Origin of the sequence: Bacteroides sp. Ga6A2 (assembly GCF_000702225.1) — a bacterium.
Taxonomy (GTDB): Bacteria; Bacteroidota; Bacteroidia; order Bacteroidales; family Bacteroidaceae; genus Ga6A1.
Genome location: NZ_JNKX01000046.1, coordinates 1 through 17,027 on the forward strand (window position 1 = coordinate 1; position 17,027 = coordinate 17,027).

15 protein-coding genes are annotated in these 17,027 nt (G+C 45.4%); 8 read left to right on the forward strand and 7 right to left on the reverse strand.

Annotation, left to right across the window (positions count from 1 at the left end; genetic code table 11):
- Window positions 1-272 (forward strand): transposase (locus T538_RS18975; RefSeq protein ID WP_031541094.1); only part of this gene is annotated, 272 nt, incomplete at its 5' end.
- Between the two features lie 76 nt (window positions 273-348).
- On the opposite strand, the gene uvrA is transcribed toward T538_RS18975, so the two are convergent.
- On the reverse strand, window positions 349-3,153 hold the full coding sequence (gene uvrA / locus T538_RS0111615; protein WP_031533988.1) for an excinuclease ABC subunit UvrA: 2,805 nt from the start codon (window positions 3,151-3,153) through the stop codon (window positions 349-351).
- A gap of 103 nt (window positions 3,154-3,256) precedes the next feature.
- Here uvrA and T538_RS0111620 point away from each other — a divergent pair, with 103 nt between their 5' ends.
- The 3 genes from T538_RS0111620 to T538_RS18145 all read left to right on the forward strand — a co-directional run bounded on the left by T538_RS0111620 (window position 3,257) and on the right by T538_RS18145 (window position 6,777).
- Window positions 3,257-4,756, forward strand: a complete 1,500-nt coding sequence (locus tag T538_RS0111620; RefSeq protein ID WP_155993154.1) for a glycoside hydrolase family 10-like protein — start codon at window positions 3,257-3,259, stop codon at window positions 4,754-4,756.
- Between the two features lie 174 nt (window positions 4,757-4,930).
- Window positions 4,931-5,692, forward strand: coding sequence for a glycosyltransferase family 2 protein (locus tag T538_RS0111625; protein WP_031533986.1), 762 nt, complete (start codon window positions 4,931-4,933; stop codon window positions 5,690-5,692).
- Window positions 5,693-5,703: 11 nt separating this feature from the next.
- Window positions 5,704-6,777 carry a nucleotidyltransferase family protein gene (locus T538_RS18145; protein WP_081834978.1) on the forward strand — a complete coding sequence of 358 codons (1,074 nt, stop codon included), beginning with the start codon at window positions 5,704-5,706 and terminating at the stop codon, window positions 6,775-6,777.
- Window positions 6,778-6,876: 99 nt separating this feature from the next.
- On the opposite strand, the gene T538_RS0111635 is transcribed toward T538_RS18145, so the two are convergent.
- From T538_RS0111635 to hpt, 6 genes are all read right to left on the reverse strand, one after another.
- A complete protein-coding gene (locus T538_RS0111635) occupies window positions 6,877-7,086 on the reverse strand; it encodes a hypothetical protein (protein WP_031533984.1) in 210 nt (69 codons plus the stop codon).
- Between the two features lie 24 nt (window positions 7,087-7,110).
- On the reverse strand, window positions 7,111-7,878 hold the full coding sequence (locus T538_RS17795) for a M23 family metallopeptidase (RefSeq protein ID WP_051656059.1): 768 nt from the start codon (window positions 7,876-7,878) through the stop codon (window positions 7,111-7,113).
- Window positions 7,879-8,112: 234 nt separating this feature from the next.
- Window positions 8,113-8,895, reverse strand: a complete 783-nt coding sequence (gene pgeF / locus T538_RS0111650) for a peptidoglycan editing factor PgeF (protein WP_051656060.1) — start codon at window positions 8,893-8,895, stop codon at window positions 8,113-8,115.
- On the reverse strand, window positions 8,895-10,052 hold the full coding sequence (obgE, locus tag T538_RS0111655) for a GTPase ObgE (protein WP_031533980.1): 1,158 nt from the start codon (window positions 10,050-10,052) through the stop codon (window positions 8,895-8,897). The genes pgeF and obgE overlap by 1 nt, the downstream gene beginning before the upstream one ends.
- Before the next feature lie 84 nt (window positions 10,053-10,136).
- Complete coding sequence (locus T538_RS0111660; protein ID WP_031533979.1) at window positions 10,137-10,709, reverse strand: adenylate kinase; 573 nt, start codon at window positions 10,707-10,709, stop codon at window positions 10,137-10,139.
- Between the two features lie 26 nt (window positions 10,710-10,735).
- Window positions 10,736-11,269: a hypoxanthine phosphoribosyltransferase gene (gene hpt, locus T538_RS0111665; RefSeq protein WP_031533978.1), complete on the reverse strand. Its 534-nt coding sequence runs from the start codon at window positions 11,267-11,269 to the stop codon at window positions 10,736-10,738.
- Window positions 11,270-11,358: 89 nt separating this feature from the next.
- Here hpt and T538_RS0111670 point away from each other — a divergent pair, with 89 nt between their 5' ends.
- The 4 genes from T538_RS0111670 to T538_RS17225 all read left to right on the forward strand — a co-directional run bounded on the left by T538_RS0111670 (window position 11,359) and on the right by T538_RS17225 (window position 17,027).
- On the forward strand, window positions 11,359-12,876 hold the full coding sequence (locus T538_RS0111670; protein WP_031533977.1) for a bifunctional ADP-dependent NAD(P)H-hydrate dehydratase/NAD(P)H-hydrate epimerase: 1,518 nt from the start codon (window positions 11,359-11,361) through the stop codon (window positions 12,874-12,876).
- Window positions 12,876-13,967 carry a DUF4831 family protein gene (locus tag T538_RS0111675; RefSeq protein ID WP_031533976.1) on the forward strand — a complete coding sequence of 364 codons (1,092 nt, stop codon included), beginning with the start codon at window positions 12,876-12,878 and terminating at the stop codon, window positions 13,965-13,967. The genes T538_RS0111670 and T538_RS0111675 overlap by 1 nt, the downstream gene beginning before the upstream one ends.
- 624 nt (window positions 13,968-14,591) lie before the next feature.
- On the forward strand, window positions 14,592-16,400 hold the full coding sequence (locus tag T538_RS17800; protein ID WP_051656061.1) for a DUF3575 domain-containing protein: 1,809 nt from the start codon (window positions 14,592-14,594) through the stop codon (window positions 16,398-16,400).
- A 21-nt stretch (window positions 16,401-16,421) separates the two neighbouring features.
- Window positions 16,422-17,027: a DUF3575 domain-containing protein gene (locus T538_RS17225; protein WP_081834977.1), complete on the forward strand. Its 606-nt coding sequence runs from the start codon at window positions 16,422-16,424 to the stop codon at window positions 17,025-17,027.

Consider the following 17,027-nt stretch of genomic DNA (forward strand, 5'->3'; position numbering starts at 1 on the left):
CAAAGCGTCCGATAGAACCGGAAGCCGTCTTCGGACAGATGAAATACAACATGCAGTACAAGCGCTTCCGTCACTTCGGCAAGGGCAAGGTCACCATGGACTTTGCCTTCTTCGCCATAGCCTTTGACATCAAGAAAATGGCTGCCGTGATGAGAAAACAGGCACAGAACGGTCTCTCAAAGGCTGTTTTTATACCGATATACCGACTATATAACGCAAAATGCGGCTTCGTGGGTGCTTGTGACAGATTTTACATCAAAAAAGTAGCGTAGAAGGAATCTTTCCACGCCGTGCCTGTAAAAAAACAAATAAGAGGATGTGCCTATTTTGACACACCCTCATTTCGTTTTATATCAGTTTCTCTTTCAGAAACATTCCGGTGTACGATTTTTCGCATTTAGCTATTTCTTCGGGAGTTCCTGTGGCAACGACAGAGCCGCCGTTGTTTCCGCCCTCGGGACCCATGTCTATGATGTAGTCGGCGCACTTAATCACATCCATGTTATGCTCGATGATGATGATTGTATGGCCACGTTCGATTAGGGCGTTGAATGCTTCGAGCAGTTTCTTGATGTCGTGAAAGTGCAAGCCAGTCGTCGGCTCGTCGAAGATGAAGAGCGTCGGACTCGTCTTTTCGATACTCAGGAAGTACGAAAGTTTTACGCGCTGGTTCTCACCGCCCGAAAGCGTTGACGAACTCTGCCCCAATTTGATGTAACCCAGTCCCACGTCTTGCAGAGGCTTCAGTTTCTTCACTATTTTTGTCTGCTTGTGCTCGGCAAAGAATTCAATAGCCTGATTCACAGTCATGTTAAGAATATCGTAAATATTCTTGTTGTGGAATTTCACTTCGAGCACATCGTTCTTGAAACGCTTGCCGTGGCACGATTCGCACGTAAGCGTAAGGTCAGCCATAAACTGCATCTCGATTGTAACAGTGCCTTCGCCCTTACATTCCTCGCATCGTCCGCCCTCGGTATTGAACGAGAAATAGCTTGGCGCGTAGCCCATCTGCTTGGCAAGCGGCTGGTCGGAAAAGAGTTTTCTGATTTCGTCGTATGCCTTCAGGTAGGTTACGGGATTGCTTCGGGTTGACTTTCCGATTGGATTTTGGTCGACGAACTCGACCGATTTTATCTGATTCAAGTCGCCCTCGAGCGATGCGTATTCGCCCGGACGGTCGCATTGTTCGTCGAAATGACGCTTCAGCGCGCGATAGAAGACATCGCGAACAAGCGTAGACTTGCCCGAGCCGCTCACGCCCGTTACAACCGTCATCACGTTGAGCGGAAACTTAACGTCGATGCCATTCAGGTTGTTGTGGCGCGCGCCTTTAATCTCTATGTAGTTGTTCCATCTTCTGTGGCTCATCGGAACAAGAATCTTGTCTTCTCCGCTTAGATATTTCACGGTGTGAGAGTTGGCATCGCTTGCCTTGCCGTCGAGAATATCAGAAAGTGGCCCTTGATATACAACTTCGCCGCCCAGTCTGCCGGCATCAGGACCGATGTCGATGATGTAGTCGGCCTTTCGGATTATGTCCTCGTCGTGCTCAACCACAACAACCGTGTTGCCCAGTTCCTGCAACTGACGCAGAACCTTGACCAGTTTTTCGGTGTCGCGGCTGTGCAGTCCGATGCTTGGCTCGTCGAGTATGTATAGCGAGCCTACAAGACTGCTTCCGAGCGAGTGGGCGAGGTTTATTCGCTGACTCTCGCCGCCCGAAAGCGTGTTGCTCAGACGGTTTAGCGTAAGATAGCCCAGTCCCACATCGAGCAGGAACTGAGTGCGGCTCTTTATCTCGATGAGCAGACGCTTTGCTACGCTGGCGTCGTGCTCGCTTAGTTCAAGATTGTTGAAAAACTCGGCAAAGTCGGTTATCGGCAACTCAACGAGTTCCATTATCGACCTTCCGCCAACCTTTATGTATTCTGTCTCTTTCTTCAGTCTTTTGCCTTGGCATACGGGACACACGGTCTTTCCGCGGTATCTCGAAAGCATAACGCGATACTGAATCTTGTACTGATTTTCTTGCAGCATCTTGAAGAAGTTGTCGATGCTCACGCGCTCGTATTCCGGCAGACTCTCCTCGCCGGGCAGACCATGCCAGAGCCAGTCGCGCTCTTGGTCGGTAAGTTGATAGTATGGTTTGAAAATCGGGAAATTAACCTTTTCGGCTCTTCGGCAGAATTCGTTCTTCCACTCAACCATCTTCTCTCCGCGCCAGCAAACCACCGCGCCCTCATAAACGCTCAGCGCGCTGTTTGGAATTACCAAGGCAGGGTCTATGCCGATGATTTTTCCGAAGCCCTCACATTCGGGACACGCACCCAGAGGCGAGTTGAACGAGAAAGTCTGGTCGGTAGGCTCCTCGAACGCCATTCCGTCAGCCTCGAATTTGTTCGAAAATTCCAGAAGTTCCTTCTCCGGATAGATTCTGATGTAGCACGTTCCGTTGCCCTCATAGAAAGCCGTCTCTACCGAATCTGCCATTCGCGATACAACATCTTTTGCATCATCAACCTTCATGCGGTCAACGAGCGTTAAAATCTTCTTGTCCGTACCCAGTTCGCCGCTTTTCAGAAAATCCTCAATCTGAATTATGTCGCCGTCGATGTCAATTCTCGAGAATCCTTGTTTCAGCGACATCTCCAACTGCGTTTCGATGCTTCTTCCTTCAGGAATGACGAAAGGCGTGAGTACTGTGAATTTCGTGTCCTTTGGATATTTCTGAATGGCTTCCAGAACATCTTCTGCTGTATGCTTTTTCACCTCCGTTCCGCTTATTGGCGAGATAGTCTTGCCGATGCGGGCGTACAGAAGTCGCAGAAAATCATAAATCTCGGTCGATGTGCCTACTGTTGAGCGCGGATTTCGGCTCGTCACCTTCTGTTCAATGGCTATTGCCGGCGGAATTCCTTTGATGAAGTCGCACTCAGGCTTTCCCATTCTGCCCAGAAACTGGCGTGCATACGACGAGAGACTCTCGACATATCTCCGCTGCCCCTCGGCATACAATGTGTCGAAGGCGAGAGAAGATTTTCCTGAGCCCGACAATCCGGTTACGACAACAAGTTTATTTCGTGGAATTTCGACGTCAATATTCTTCAGGTTGTTAACCCTTGCGCCTTTTATTTTTATTGAACTGTTCATAAATATCCTGATAAGAATTACAAAGATAGAAAATCTTTTTGGCTATTATACCCGAAAATTGATTTTTTTTGTGTAAGTTTGCTTATTATTTGAAACAGTAAAGATTATGATGAAGCGCATACATATACTTTTAATCGGAGTACTTTTTTCTTTGGCAGCGAGCGCACAAGGTCCGAAGAGAGAATTCCGAGGAGCATGGATACAGACTGTTAATCGCCAGTTCGAGGGAATGACTACCGATTACATGCAGAAAACCCTTACGGCTCAACTCGACTCGCTACAGAAAGGCGGAATAAACGCCGTGATGTTTCAGGTTCGTCCCGAGGCTGACGCCCTTTACTATTCAGAAATAGAGCCGTGGAGCCGCTTCCTTACCGGAACGCAGGGACAAGCACCTTCGCCATACTGGGACCCGCTTCAGTTCATGATTGTTCAGTGCCATCGCCGCGGAATGGAACTTCACGCGTGGCTCAATCCTTACAGAGTAAAGACCAAGACATCTACCAACTTGGTTTCTAATCATCTTTATTTCAGAGAGCCCGAACGATTCTTCGTTTACGATGATATGATTTTTTTCAATCCCGGAATTGAAAAAAACCGTCAGTTTATCTGCAAGATAGCAGCTGACATCACCCGTCGGTACGATGTAGACGGAATACATATCGACGACTATTTCTATCCTTATCCAGTAAAGGGCGAGGCAATTCCCGATGAGGAGACTTTCAGAGCCAACGACATGGGTCTGAAGAACATCGAAGATTGGCGACGCTACAACGTAGACCTTCTTGTAAAAGAACTTCACGATTCGATAGTAGCCGTAAAGCCGTGGGTGAAGTTCGGCGTTTCGCCTTTCGGAATTTACAGAAACAAAAAATCAGACCCAATGAACGGAAGCGACACGAACGGCTTGCAGAACTACGACGAGTTATATGCCGACATCCTTCTGTGGATTAACAAAGGCTGGGTTGACTATTCCGTTCCGCAGTTATATTGGGAAATCGGTCATAAGGCAGCCGACTACAACGTGCTTGTTGACTGGTGGGCGAAACATGCCAGCGCGCGTCCGCTCTTCGTCGGAATGGACATCGAACGTACCGTGAAGAATCCCGACCCGTCGAATCCAAACCGCAATCAGCAGATTGCCAAATATCGCCTGATGCGCTCTTATCCGCAGATACAAGGCTCGTGCCAGTGGTATGCAAAACTTTTTGTCGATAATATCGCAAACTATCGCTCGCTTATGCAGGAAGTCTATCACAGAAATATCGCTCTTCAGCCGTTATTCCTGTTCAAGGATGCCACTCCGCCAGCCGAGGTCACAAAATTGATGCCCGTAAAGATGAAGGAAGACGGCATGGTTTTGTGCTGGACTCCGCCGGCATACGAAGGTGAGATGGACAAGCCCGTGAAATATGTTGTCTATCGTTTCAACGAAGGCGAGGAGATAAACCTAAATAACTCGGAAAATATCTATACTGTGACGAAAATTCCGTTTGCTCCGCTCGAGGTTTACAACGGGAAAAAGAAGTTTGTTTTCGTGGTTACGGTGCTCGACAGGCTCAATAACGAGTCTCTTCCTGCAAAAGTTGCCGTGAAACTCTAACAAATTACGCATCTGGCGGATATATCGAAATTCGTTCTAAATGCTTGCTATACTGATTGTTTAAGGCATGATTACCCAAATAGTATGTTAAAGAGCAATCTCAATTTTTTTCGTCATTAGTGTTCTAATAGGAAAATCTTTATTATTTTTGCAAAACATTACATATTTAGAATCTTGAATAATAACAAGCCAAAAGTAAGTCTTATAACGACTTGTCGAAATCGAGCTAATACAATCGAGAATACTATTCTTAGCGTGTTAGGACAGGACTATCCAAACATCGAGTATATAATTATCGATGGATTATCAAAGGACGGTTCTGTAGAGATTATCCGTAAGTATCAAGACAAGATTGCCGAATTTGTAAGCGAACCCGACGGCGGCGTGTACAATGCCATAAACAAGGGCATAAAACTGGCAACAGGCGACATTATCGGACTTGTTCATTCGGACGACAAATTGTACGAGACAAGTACAATTTCAAGAGTTGTGGAAATGTTTAATTATTCAGATGCCGACTTGGTTTATGCCAATGGCGTATATAGTACAGTCAAAGGTACTATTCGCAGAGTATGGTATTCGGGACAATATGAAAGAGGCAAAGTACAATATGGTTGGTTGCCTTTGCATACTACTGTTTATGTAAAACGCAATGCCTTGATGAAATATGGTTTGTATAATGAGAATTATAAAATATCGAGTGATACAGACTTTCTTATCAGATATTTGTTTGAGAATGATTTGAAAATCGGCTTTATGGATAGGGTGGTTGTTGATATGCGCATGGGCGGACTTTCAACTTCTCCAAAATATGCTTTCTGTAAGTGGAGAGAGGATTTTAAAATCTTCAGGCTGCACGGCTTTAACCCTATTTTCTTAGTCGTGTTTAAAGTATTTAGAAAGGTTCCTCAATTTATAAAGGCTTTTAAGTATTAAAGCTTCCTTTTATGGATTTGCTTTTAAAGTTGGTGAGTGCCGGCGTCCTAAATCGTAAGCCGGTTGTTGATACATCCATTTGTCTGTCTGATGATGAATGGATGAATTTGTATATACACTCGCAAGAACAGGCTGTAACGGGATTTTTTCTCGATGGAATAGGATTTCTGCCCGAGGAATGCAAGCCTTCGCTTAAACTTCGTTTACTGTGGGGCAAGGTTCTTCTGAAACTCGAAGATGACAACCGCAAGATAAATCAACTGGCACATTCATTCTCGAAGATTTATCGGTCAGAGGGCTTGAATCCGTTGCTGTTCAAGGGCGGAGCGGTGGCTTATTATTATGCCAATCCGCTTCATCGCTGTTGTGGCGACATCGACCTCGTTTTCTGGCGGCAGTTTGATGAGGCTCTTGATGTAACCGAGAAATACGAAGGTAACCGAAATCATGAGTTTCGTTACGACGGATATACGATAGAATTACATTCGCGCGCCGAATTTTTCAGATTGCGCCGATTGGACAGACGTGCCGAGACGTTTTTCGACAGTTGGAAGGAAAAGTATCAGACGGTAAATCTTCAGACTACAGACGGCAAGACGCAGGCGGTTGTGATTCCGTCCGAAGAGATGGCTCTGTGCTGCATGCTGCTTCATGTTCTTCGCCATACAATCGAGTCGGGCATTGGGCTGAAACAGGTTTGCGACATCATGGCTATTCTGCCTTATGTAAAAAATGTTGATGAAGTCAAGAAATTCATTTCGGCATTTCATATCGGATATTTTGTGTCGTCGCTCTTCGGCTTTCTTTGTCGCGACATGCAGATGAACCGGAAATATCTGTTTGTCGAGCCTTCGTTTGGCTACGGATACTCACAGCTCAGAAAAATCTTCCTCGAGGAAGCCTACAACGATTTTGTAAATAGCGGTGAGAATTTGGGATTCTCTGAGAAGTTTTCGCGTGCCATCGGCAGGGTAGTGCGATGTCTGAGGCTTTCGCCGTTCTTGCCCGAAGAATTGCTTGCATATCCGTTCCTTCAGTTGCTAAACAGACTTCATCTTCGCACAATTTCTATCGACGAAGTGTGATTTTACTTAGATTGTCACAGAAGGTTCGTAAAGATATTTCGCTAATACACAAAGAAAAAATCCTCATTCAGCAGGTTTTGTGCAGAATGAGGATTTCTTCTATTTTGAACGTCTCTGCGATGGTCTTGCAGCACGTTTTTTCCTGATGTCAGCCTTCTTTTTAGCCGAGGCAGAGCCGTGGCTTCCGGTAACGTAGCCTTTCTTCTTGGCCTTGGTGTGAAAACCGTCGTCCTTCTTGTTTCCGCCTCGTTTGCTTCCGTGGAATACGATTCCGCCGGTGATTACGTTGTCAATGTTGTCTCCTGCCATATTTTTCTTTGTTTCTATAAGAATTTATCTGCGTCTGCGGCGATGCGTTGCCGAGGCAGAACGTCTTCTATGTGATGTGTGTCTTCTGTATCTGCTTTTGCGTGCATGTGTGTATACCGATTTTGCGTAGGCATCTCTTTCCTTTAGGTCTTTTGCAACGGCTATGCTGTCGGTCATATCAACCTCCTTGGCATCGTTGAAGGCGAAAACGAGGTTCTCTGGTGCATCTGTAAGCCTTTTCAGGCTGCCTGCTGGCGTTGCAACATACACGCCGCTCTTTATGGTGTTGTGTGCAAAGTCGAACAAGACTTCTGGGTTCAGAGCCTGACCGTTTATTCTCAGTTCGAAGTGGCAATGTTCTGTTGTGGCGCGTCCCGTTCTTCCTGTCAGACCGATTATGTCACCGGCTCTTACCGTATCGCCTGCCGATACGAAGTTGCGCGAGTTATGGCTGTAAACCGTTTCCAGTCCGTTGGTGTGGCGAATTGTGATTACATTTCCGTATCCGCCGATTACCCTTGATAGTCTAACCACGCCGTCGAATACTGCGTAGAGATAATCGTTTGGCTTAGTCTTCAAATCTGCGCCCGAATGGTGCTTTCTGCGTCCTCCGAACGCACTGATAACCTTGCAGCCTGGCAGCGGCATGTGCCATTTCAGAGTGTCCGAAAGGTCGGATAAGTCTATATGGATTTTCTGGTTGCTGCCAAACATCTTTGGAGTCCTTACCTTTACCCACATAATCTCGGAGTTTGTGAAATTAGTGTTGAAAGGAATGTCAAACTCTCTCATGCTCTTTGTTGAGTCGGCAAACATTCTTGCTTTCTCAAAGTTATATGATGAGACGTTTCTGTTAACTGGTCTCGAAACTCTTCTCTTTCTTACGTTTGTTTTTCTGTGTGCCGGCGTCTTTCTCGAATTGTTGTTGTGCGCCAGTACTTTGGTGTTACCTAAAGATATTGCTCCCACGAGCAAACAAAAAAATAATCTTCTAAAATTCACTTTCCTATTCTTTTTACGTTGTTTTTAAATGGCTTTCATAATGCCATTGAGTATTCTTCCTGAGTCGATGCCCTGTCTGCGGGCAGAAAAGAACTCTTTGTTTTTTAGAGTGCAGATGTTTGCAATATGTATGTTATCCGTTGCAACTCCGCATTGTTTAAGTTGAATTTTGCACGCTTCCCACAAGTTTATGTGCCATTTTGCGTGCCTTTCAGCAATTTCGTTCATGTCGAATCCGGCTTTCTCGAAGGCTTCGTAAACCTCGTCGCCAACTTCAAGACTGTCTACCGATATGCTCGGGCCAATTTGTGCCGTTATGTCGATAGCTTTGGATTCGTAATGTTTTCTCATTTCTGATATTGTTGCCGAGATGATGTTCTGAACCGTTCCTCTCCAGCCCGAATGAATGGCAGCAATGAACTTGCGCCTTTTATCGTGGAGTAGGATAGGTACGCAGTCGGCTGTGCTCACGGCTATGCAGACCTTGCTTCTGTCGGTTATCAGCGCGTCTATGCCTTCGAGTTTTTCTTTCTGCTCGTCGGCTTTTAGGCTGAGAAATTCATCATCGACATTCAAAACCGCCGTTTTGTGAATCTGATGCGGAACAATCAGCCTTGATGTGTCTATGCCTAATTCTGCGCAGAGCAAACGTCTGTTTTGAGACACATGCTCGGGATTGTCGTTACAGAAATAGTTGGCGTTGAACGATGCGTAGTTTCCCGTGCTGCATCCGCCGTTTCGCGTGGTGCTGAAGGCTACGATGTCCGTGCCGAAAACATTATAGTCAAACCTAATCTTTCCGTGCATCAGTCCTCGTATTCAAAGTCGTCGAGGTCTTCGATTTCCTCGTCATCATCTTCGTACTCATAATCCTCGTCTTCCCAGTCGGCAAAGTCGGCATCTAGTTTCTTTACATCTTTGTTTCGGTGTACGATGTTTTCTTTGTTGATGACCATTGCAATCTTGTTGCTCTCGCTGTTCATCGCAGTCCAAAGCATGTCCTTCAAGGTTGCGATTCCGGTTCCTGTTACAGATGAGATGAATACGTGCGGAATGTCTGTCGGAAGGGTTTCTTCGAGCATCTGCACAAGTTCGTCGTCGAGCATATCAACCTTTGTGATGGCAAGAATCCTCTGCTTGTCGAGAAGTTCTGGGTTGAATTTCGTGAGTTCGCCCAACAGAATCTGGTATTCCTTAGCAATGTCGTCGGCATCGCCCGGCACCATGAAGAGTAGGAGAGAGTTGCGCTCAATGTGACGCAAGAATCTCAGTCCCAGTCCCTTGCCTTCGCTTGCACCTTCGATAATTCCCGGGATGTCAGCCATTACGAACGACTGTCCGTCGCGGTAAGGAACAATTCCGAGGCTTGGTTCGAGGGTTGTGAACGGATAGTTGGCAATCTTCGGTTTTGCCGATGAAAGCGAAGATACGAGTGTGCTTTTTCCTGCATTTGGGAAACCCACAAGACCGACGTCGGCCAAGAGTTTCAACTCGAGGATTACGGTCATCTCCTGCATCGGTTCGCCCGGCTGTGCATATCTCGGAGCCTGATTCGTGGCTGTTCTGAAGTTCCAGTTTCCAAGTCCGCCGCGTCCGCCTTTCAGAAGGACTACTTCCTGACCGTCGTCGGTAACATCGCAGATGTATTCGCCCGTCTCGGCGTTGTACACCACCGTTCCGCACGGAACGTCTATGTATCGGTCTTCGCCGTCCTTGCCGTGGCTTCGACATTCCGAGCCGTTTCCGCCGTGTCCTGCAAAGACATGACGTTCGTAGCGCAGGTGCAGCAGAGTCCAGTAGTTGCGGTTTCCTCTCAGGATGATATGTCCGCCTCGGCCTCCGTCGCCTCCGTCGGGTCCGCCGTTATAGTTGTATTTTGCGTGATGCATGTGAGCAGAGCCGCGTCCGCCTTTGCCCGAGCGGCAGCAAATACGTACATAGTCAATGAAATTCGATTCAGCCATATATGAAAATAGTCGTAGAAAAAGGCAGCCCACTCCTTGTGTGTTCACGCAGGAAGCGAGCCGCCATAGTATTTTGTTGATTTATTAAATCTTGTCGATAGCCTCGCAGATGTCTGCGAAGATTTTATCCATTGAGCCCAAGCCCTGGATGTGAGTGTACTTGCCGTCAGCCTTGTACCAGTCGATAAGCGGAGCAGTCTGGCTGTGGTAAGTTACGAGACGCTTCTTGATTGTCTCCTCGTTGTCGTCGGCACGACCGCTTGTCTTGCCACGGTTGATAAGGCGAACCATCAGTTCGTCTTCAGGAACCTCAAGGTCGAGCATGATGCTAACCTCAGTACCGCGCTCTGCAAGCATAGCCTTAAGAGCCTCTGCCTGTGGAACTGTTCTTGGGAAACCGTCGAAGATGCAACCCTCGATTGACTTGCCGAAGCTGTCGTATGTGCTTGCAAGGATGTCAATCATAAGAGCATCCGGGATAAGTTGACCGTTGTCGATATATTCTTTGGCAGTCTTGCCAAGTTCTGTGCCGTTCTTAATCTCGCCACGCAATACGTCACCAGTTGAGATGTGCTTGAAGCCGTACTTCTCAACAATCTTGTCGCTCTGAGTACCTTTACCTGAACCCGGAGCACCGAAAATAACAATGTTCTTCATTTAAATTATTATGTTTGTTTTAATTTTTAGATGCATGTGTAGATGTCTGGCAGTTCTCGACCGTATCCGTCGTAGTCGAGTCCGTAGCCGACAATGAAATCGTTAGGAATGTTCAAGCATACATAATCAATGTCAAGTTTCACCTTCAAGGCATCAGGCTTTACGAGCAGGCTGCAAATCTTGATTTCGGCCGGCTTCATGGCTTTCAGCATTTCAAGCATAGCCACCATCGTGCGTCCCGAGTCTATGATGTCTTCAACAATAACAACTGTACGCCCTTCAATATTTTCCTTCAAACCCACCAGTTGCTTAACCTCACCAGTAGAACTCATACCGCTGTATGATGCCATTTTCACAAACGTTACTTCCATCGGAATGCTCATTGCACGAACAAGATCGGCAGTGAAAACGAACGCGCCATTGAGAGTTCCGAGCATAATCGGATTTTTTCCTTCAAGATCCTTATCCATCTGTGCTGCAACACGTTTAACTTCCTGAGATATTCTTTCTGCAGATATACTCAATTCAAACTTTCTATCAAGAACTTGTACAGTTTTCATCTTGTTGTTTTAAAATTATTCGGCAAAAATAAAAAAAATCCATGATTCATGTCATATTTATAATGTAAAAAATTATATATTTGCAAAATATGAAGATTTTTACGAATAATCAGCTAAAAGAATTCGATCGCCTGACTATCGAGCGCGAACCGATTAGTTCGATAGATTTGATGGAGCGCGCTTCGGTGGCTATAACCGATGTGCTTGTAAGGCGATGGCCCGATACGAACACTCCCTTCATGGTGTTTGCCGGCTCTGGCAACAACGGCGGAGATGCGTTGGCAGTTTCAAGGCTGCTGGCAGAAAAAGGCTACAGCGTAGAGGTTTTCTTGTTCAACATCAAGAAAACGCTTTCTGCTGAATGTGAGGAAAATTGGAATAGACTCGATAATAAAGAAAATATAAAGCGTCACGAGATTGTAACCGAGTTCAACCCACCTACGTTTGTTCCCGGAACAATCATTATTGACGGACTCTTTGGCACAGGTCTTAATCATCCTTTGCTGAAGGGATATGCCGGCTTGGTTCATTTCATCAACGGACTGCCGGGCGTTCGGGTTGCTATCGACGTTCCTTCGGGATTGTTCGGTGAAGACAATTCGCAAAACATCAGAACAAACATCATAAAGGCCGATTTGACGCTGACGATTCAATGTCCGAAGTTGGCTTTCTTCTTTGCCGAAAACGAAGAATTCGTCGGCGATGTAGAGGTCCTCGACATCGGAATAGACAAACGCGCGATGGAGCAGACGGCATCAATCTACCGAACCATCGACGAGCGCGAGGTTGCTGGAATCTTGAAGCCGATTTCGAAGTTTGCTCACAAGGGAACACGAGGCCATGCGTTGATAATTGCCGGAAGTTACGGAATGGCTGGCGCATCGGTACTTGCAACAAAGGCGTGCCTGAAGGCTGGAGCAGGAAAGGTTACGGCTCACACACCGACGCTTAACAATACGATAATGCAGATAGCCATTCCCGAGGCAATAATTCATCATGATGCGAGCAACAGCGTATTCTCATCATCTGTTCCGATGATTGGCTACAATGCCGTCGGGATCGGTCCGGGAATCGGAACAAATCCGAGCACCGTGTCGGCTTTGCAAGACCAACTCGACAATCTGCGCACTCCGCTTGTTCTCGATGCCGATGCAATCAATATCCTCTCAACCCACAAGGCGTGGATTCAGGACTTGCCAAAAGGATCAATCCTTACGCCGCATCCGAAGGAAATGGACAAACTCGTTGGTCCGTGCGAAACAACCTACAAGAGAATGATGAAGGCGATGGAGATGGCTCAGCAGTTCGGCATATATTTTGTTCTGAAAGGCAAATGGAGCATCATCGTATGTCCAGATGGAACGTTCCTGCTTAATCCTACAGGAAATCCGGGCATGGCAACAGCTGGAAGCGGCGATGTGCTGACTGGAATCCTTACATCATTGCTGGCTCAGGGATATTCATCTCTCGATGCTGTCCGTCTTGGCGTATATTTGCATGGCTTGGCTGGCGATTTTGCTGCTGAGGAACTGGGCGAGGAGAGTGTTATCGCATCGGACATTATAAACAACATACCAAAAGCATTCAAAAAACTTAAGAATAAATAATGAAGAAATCGTTGATATTAGGCGGAATGTTGTGCTTTGCACTAAGCGCAGCCAACGCACAAACTGAAGTATCAAAATATATTCCCGGTGTAACTACGGACGGAGTTACGTATTTCCTTCCAAAAACAGGACTCAAGGTTAGGGTCATAGCAAGAAAAATAACTCATACGCCGGGCGAGTTTGTGGAATATGCAGAAAGATATATCCATAGCAAGGAGTCGGCGGATTCTTATACAAGTTGGAGCATAGAAAATATTGATGTGGCAGCATTCGGAGTTGCCGATACGAGTAAGGTCTTCTCGGTAAAATTCAATCCGAAGACAATCGCTCCACTAATGGAACTTTCTAAAGAAGGTGTTATCCTTGCAGTTAATACAAAACCTCTGCCTGAGGCTGATATGCCGAACCGTGTTTACAGAAAGTCTCCTGTTCTGAATGCTCACGATTATATGACTCAGGAGATTCTTAATGCAAACTCAAAGGCGAAGATGGCCTCGCTCACGGCAGACAAGATTTTCGAACTGCGCGACAGTAAGAACGAGCTTGCGAGCGGTCAGGCAAGTTATATGCCATCCGATGCTGCTCAGATGAAACTGATGTTCAATAAACTTGAAACAACTGAAAAAGCCTTGCTTCAGGTTTTTAAAGGCGTGAATGATACAACTTATGTAACTCGTACATTTACAATCATGCCAAACAGAGAGACAAATGCCGAGGAGTTGTTCCGTTTCTCGAAACATCTTGGCATTGTCGATGCCGATGATTTGAGCGGTGCACCAATATATTGGAGTCTTGTTGATAATCATACCGTTCCGGCTCCTGTGCCAGAGCCTGTCATCGAAGAACCAAAGAAAAAGAAGTTCTCTTTTGGAAAGAAAGGTGCAAATGGCGATGAGGGCATGATTTACGCTCTGCCAAGCACAACGACTTTCAAAATTTTTGAACGAAATAATGTTCTTTACGAGAACGATTTCCCGATGGGACAGTTTGGCAATGTTGAGAAACTGTCTCCTGCATATTACGATGTGAAGACAACTACAAAGGTATATTTTGATTCAACAACTGGAGCAATTCGAAAAATCTCTGAATAATGAAAAAAATAACATTGTTGATTCCTGCATGGCGGCTCGTCAAGAAAATTCGGCAAGAAATGTGCTATGCTCACAAAAATTAGCTTTGTCTAAAGAGAATGTGTTTGTTGTTTGAAATAAAAATCACTCCCACAACCGTGCCACTTAGGTTTGCTACGATTATGGGAGTGATAGTTTCTCTTACATCTTTTATATATATAATGTATATTATATTAAAGGTGTTTTTGTGGGGCGAACCTGTGCAAGGATATCCTTCAATGATGTGTGTTTTCCTTTTCTTGGGGGGGGGGTCAGTTGCTGTCTCTTGGTATCATTGGGGAATACCTTAGCCGGGTGTTCAGTGAAAGCAAAAACAGACCGACTTATATAGCACGCGATTATAATGGTGAGAAGATATATAAATAGCTATCAACTAGTTTTTTGCTGTTTTTCAGAAGGATAGCGTTGCCTGCCATTCTTGTAAAATCGAGTTAGAAAAAATACTTTACAAAATGTTCAAATAACAATATTATTAAACTTTTAAAGAACTGCAAGTGAAAGTTTTTTAAAAAAAATAGGCGTATATAAAAAATTATAGATACTTTTGCAAAGTGTTTTTCGAAATCACAAGAATTTAAACAGAGAATGAAGAGATATTTACTTACAATCGTTGTAATGCTGGCGGTATTTGGCGTGAGTGCACAAACCGCCGCTACTAGGGGCAAGAAGAAGGTTGAGGAACCGGATACAATGCCGTTTAAAGACCGTTTGTCATTCAGAACGAATGCAGTAGACTGGGTACTATCTACAGCAAACATTGGTGCGGAATTCGATATTTCGAACTCCGTTTATAATCGTTATACGGTAGGTGCTGTTCTTAAGTACAACCCTAAATCTAAGGGAACTCTTGTTCCAAAGTATGTTTATGATCTTTTTGAAGCTAAGGTAGAAGCCAGAAAGTATTGGAGAACAGATAAGAATCCAAGAACTGGTAAGCAGAATCCGCATTCAAGATATTGGAGAGCATATTATGCTGGCGTCTGGTTCGACTATATGGATATCAACCTTAAACTAAGCCAGACTGGTAGAAAAGGAAAGGCTTACGGAATTGGTGGAGAATTCGGATACAACATCCCAATGTACGCTTTTAAGAAGAGTAGTTTGGATGTTGAATTTGGCGTTTCTCTAGGTTTGGAGTATGCTAAGTACGATGTGTACAAATACAGCAAGTTTAAGGCTATTACAAATAAGGATGGTGAATATATACCTTATTCTAATTTCGACAACTTGGGTGGTATTCACAACGTAGACTATACTCAAGAAATGGTAGACCAGTACATGAAGCAGCATCCAGATGCCAAGAGAGGCGCAGAGGATATGCTCAGAGACGAGGATTTTGTCATGGCACATAATATCAAGTCTAAGACATGGCATATCATTCCATTTCCTGTTCCACAGGACCTAAAACTTGCTTTCGTTTACAGATTCCGTTCAATTTCACAGAAATATAAGAGACTCGACTTCAAGCGTATCGAGGCACTCCAGACTGCAAGAGCCAAGTACACTCAGGTTCAGGCAGAGAAGAAGAGAGAGAGCCAGCAGAAAAAGGTCGAGAAGAAGAAGCGTATGTTGTTTGTTCGCGACTCTATTTCTCGTGCTAAGATTGAAAAGGAGAAGCAGATGAACCTTGTTAAGGATTCACTCCGTCAGGTTAAACTCATGAAGGCTGAGGATGCTAGAGCTCAGGCTGAGATCAGAGCTAAGGAGAAGGCTATTCAGGCTCAGGCTGATAAGGAAGAGGCAATCTACAGAGCTAATGAGAAGGAGCGCATGAAGGAAGTTCGTCAGCAGGAAGCTGCTCAGAAGGAAATGGAGAAGCAGAAGAAGGTTGACATGAAGAAGCAGGAGGCTGCCGATAAGAGAAAGAGAAAAGAAGAGGAAGCTGCTGAGAGAGCTAAGGTTAAGGCTGAGTTCGAAGAGTTCAAGAAGAAGGAACAGGCTGAACTTGATGCTTTGCGTAAGGCAAATCAGGCAGAAGATGAGAAGAATAAGGCTGCTATAAAGGCTACAGAGGATCAGGCTAAGGCTAAGGCTAAGGAGAAAGAGGCTGAGGCTAAGGCTACAAGAAAGGCCGCTGAGCAAGAACTAGCAGACAAGACTAAGGCTGCTAAGGCTAAGGCAAAGGAGGAGGCTGCAGAGGCAGCCAAGTCTGAGGCTGCAAACAAGGCTGCCAAGGCTAAGGCTGAAAACAACAGCAAGAAGGCTAAGGAAGACGCTAAGAAGGCAGAAGCCGAGGCAAAGGCAAAGGCAAAGGCTGAGGCAGAAGCTAAGAAGAAAGCAGAAGCTGAGGCTAAGAAAGCCGAGGCTGCTGCAAAGAAGGCTGAAGCTGAAGCGAAGAAAAAGGCAGAGGCAGAGGCTAAAGCAAAAGCTAAAGCAGAAAAAAGTAAAAAATAATTAACTGAGGAGGACAAAATAATGATTTGCATAAACAAAAGATTACTTACAGCGCTCATGATGATTGTGCTCTTCGGTATCGGAGTAAAGGCACAGTTGCTCGCTGTAAAGACTAATGCCCTCTATTGGGCTGGACTTTCACCAAACGCATCTATCGAAATGGTTACTAAGAGTAGAATCAGCGTCGAGGTCGGTGCATTTGGAAACAACAAGCCTTACGGCTATGATTTGAAAATGACAGGCTTTCAGCCTCAGGTAAAATATTGGTTCAATGGTCGTCCAATGACCCGCGAGTTCGTGGGTCTTGGAATCATTGGAGCAACATATCACTGGGATGAACACGGTATCAATCATAAGGGTGATGCCCTTGGTCTTGGTTTGACATTTGGTTATGCCCTAAAGATTACTCCACGTATCAACGTTGAGTTTACTGCTGGTGCTGGTCAGATTTATTTCCACGAACTGAGAAAAACTTACGATGATGACAAGTGGACGACAAATCCTGATGTCGAAAAGGCCGAGACTCTAACTGGTATGGTCGACGAGGACAAGTACGGTGACCATTATCAGGGATGGAACTTTATGCCATTTAATTTAGGTGTTCACTTCGTTTACATTTTAAAATAA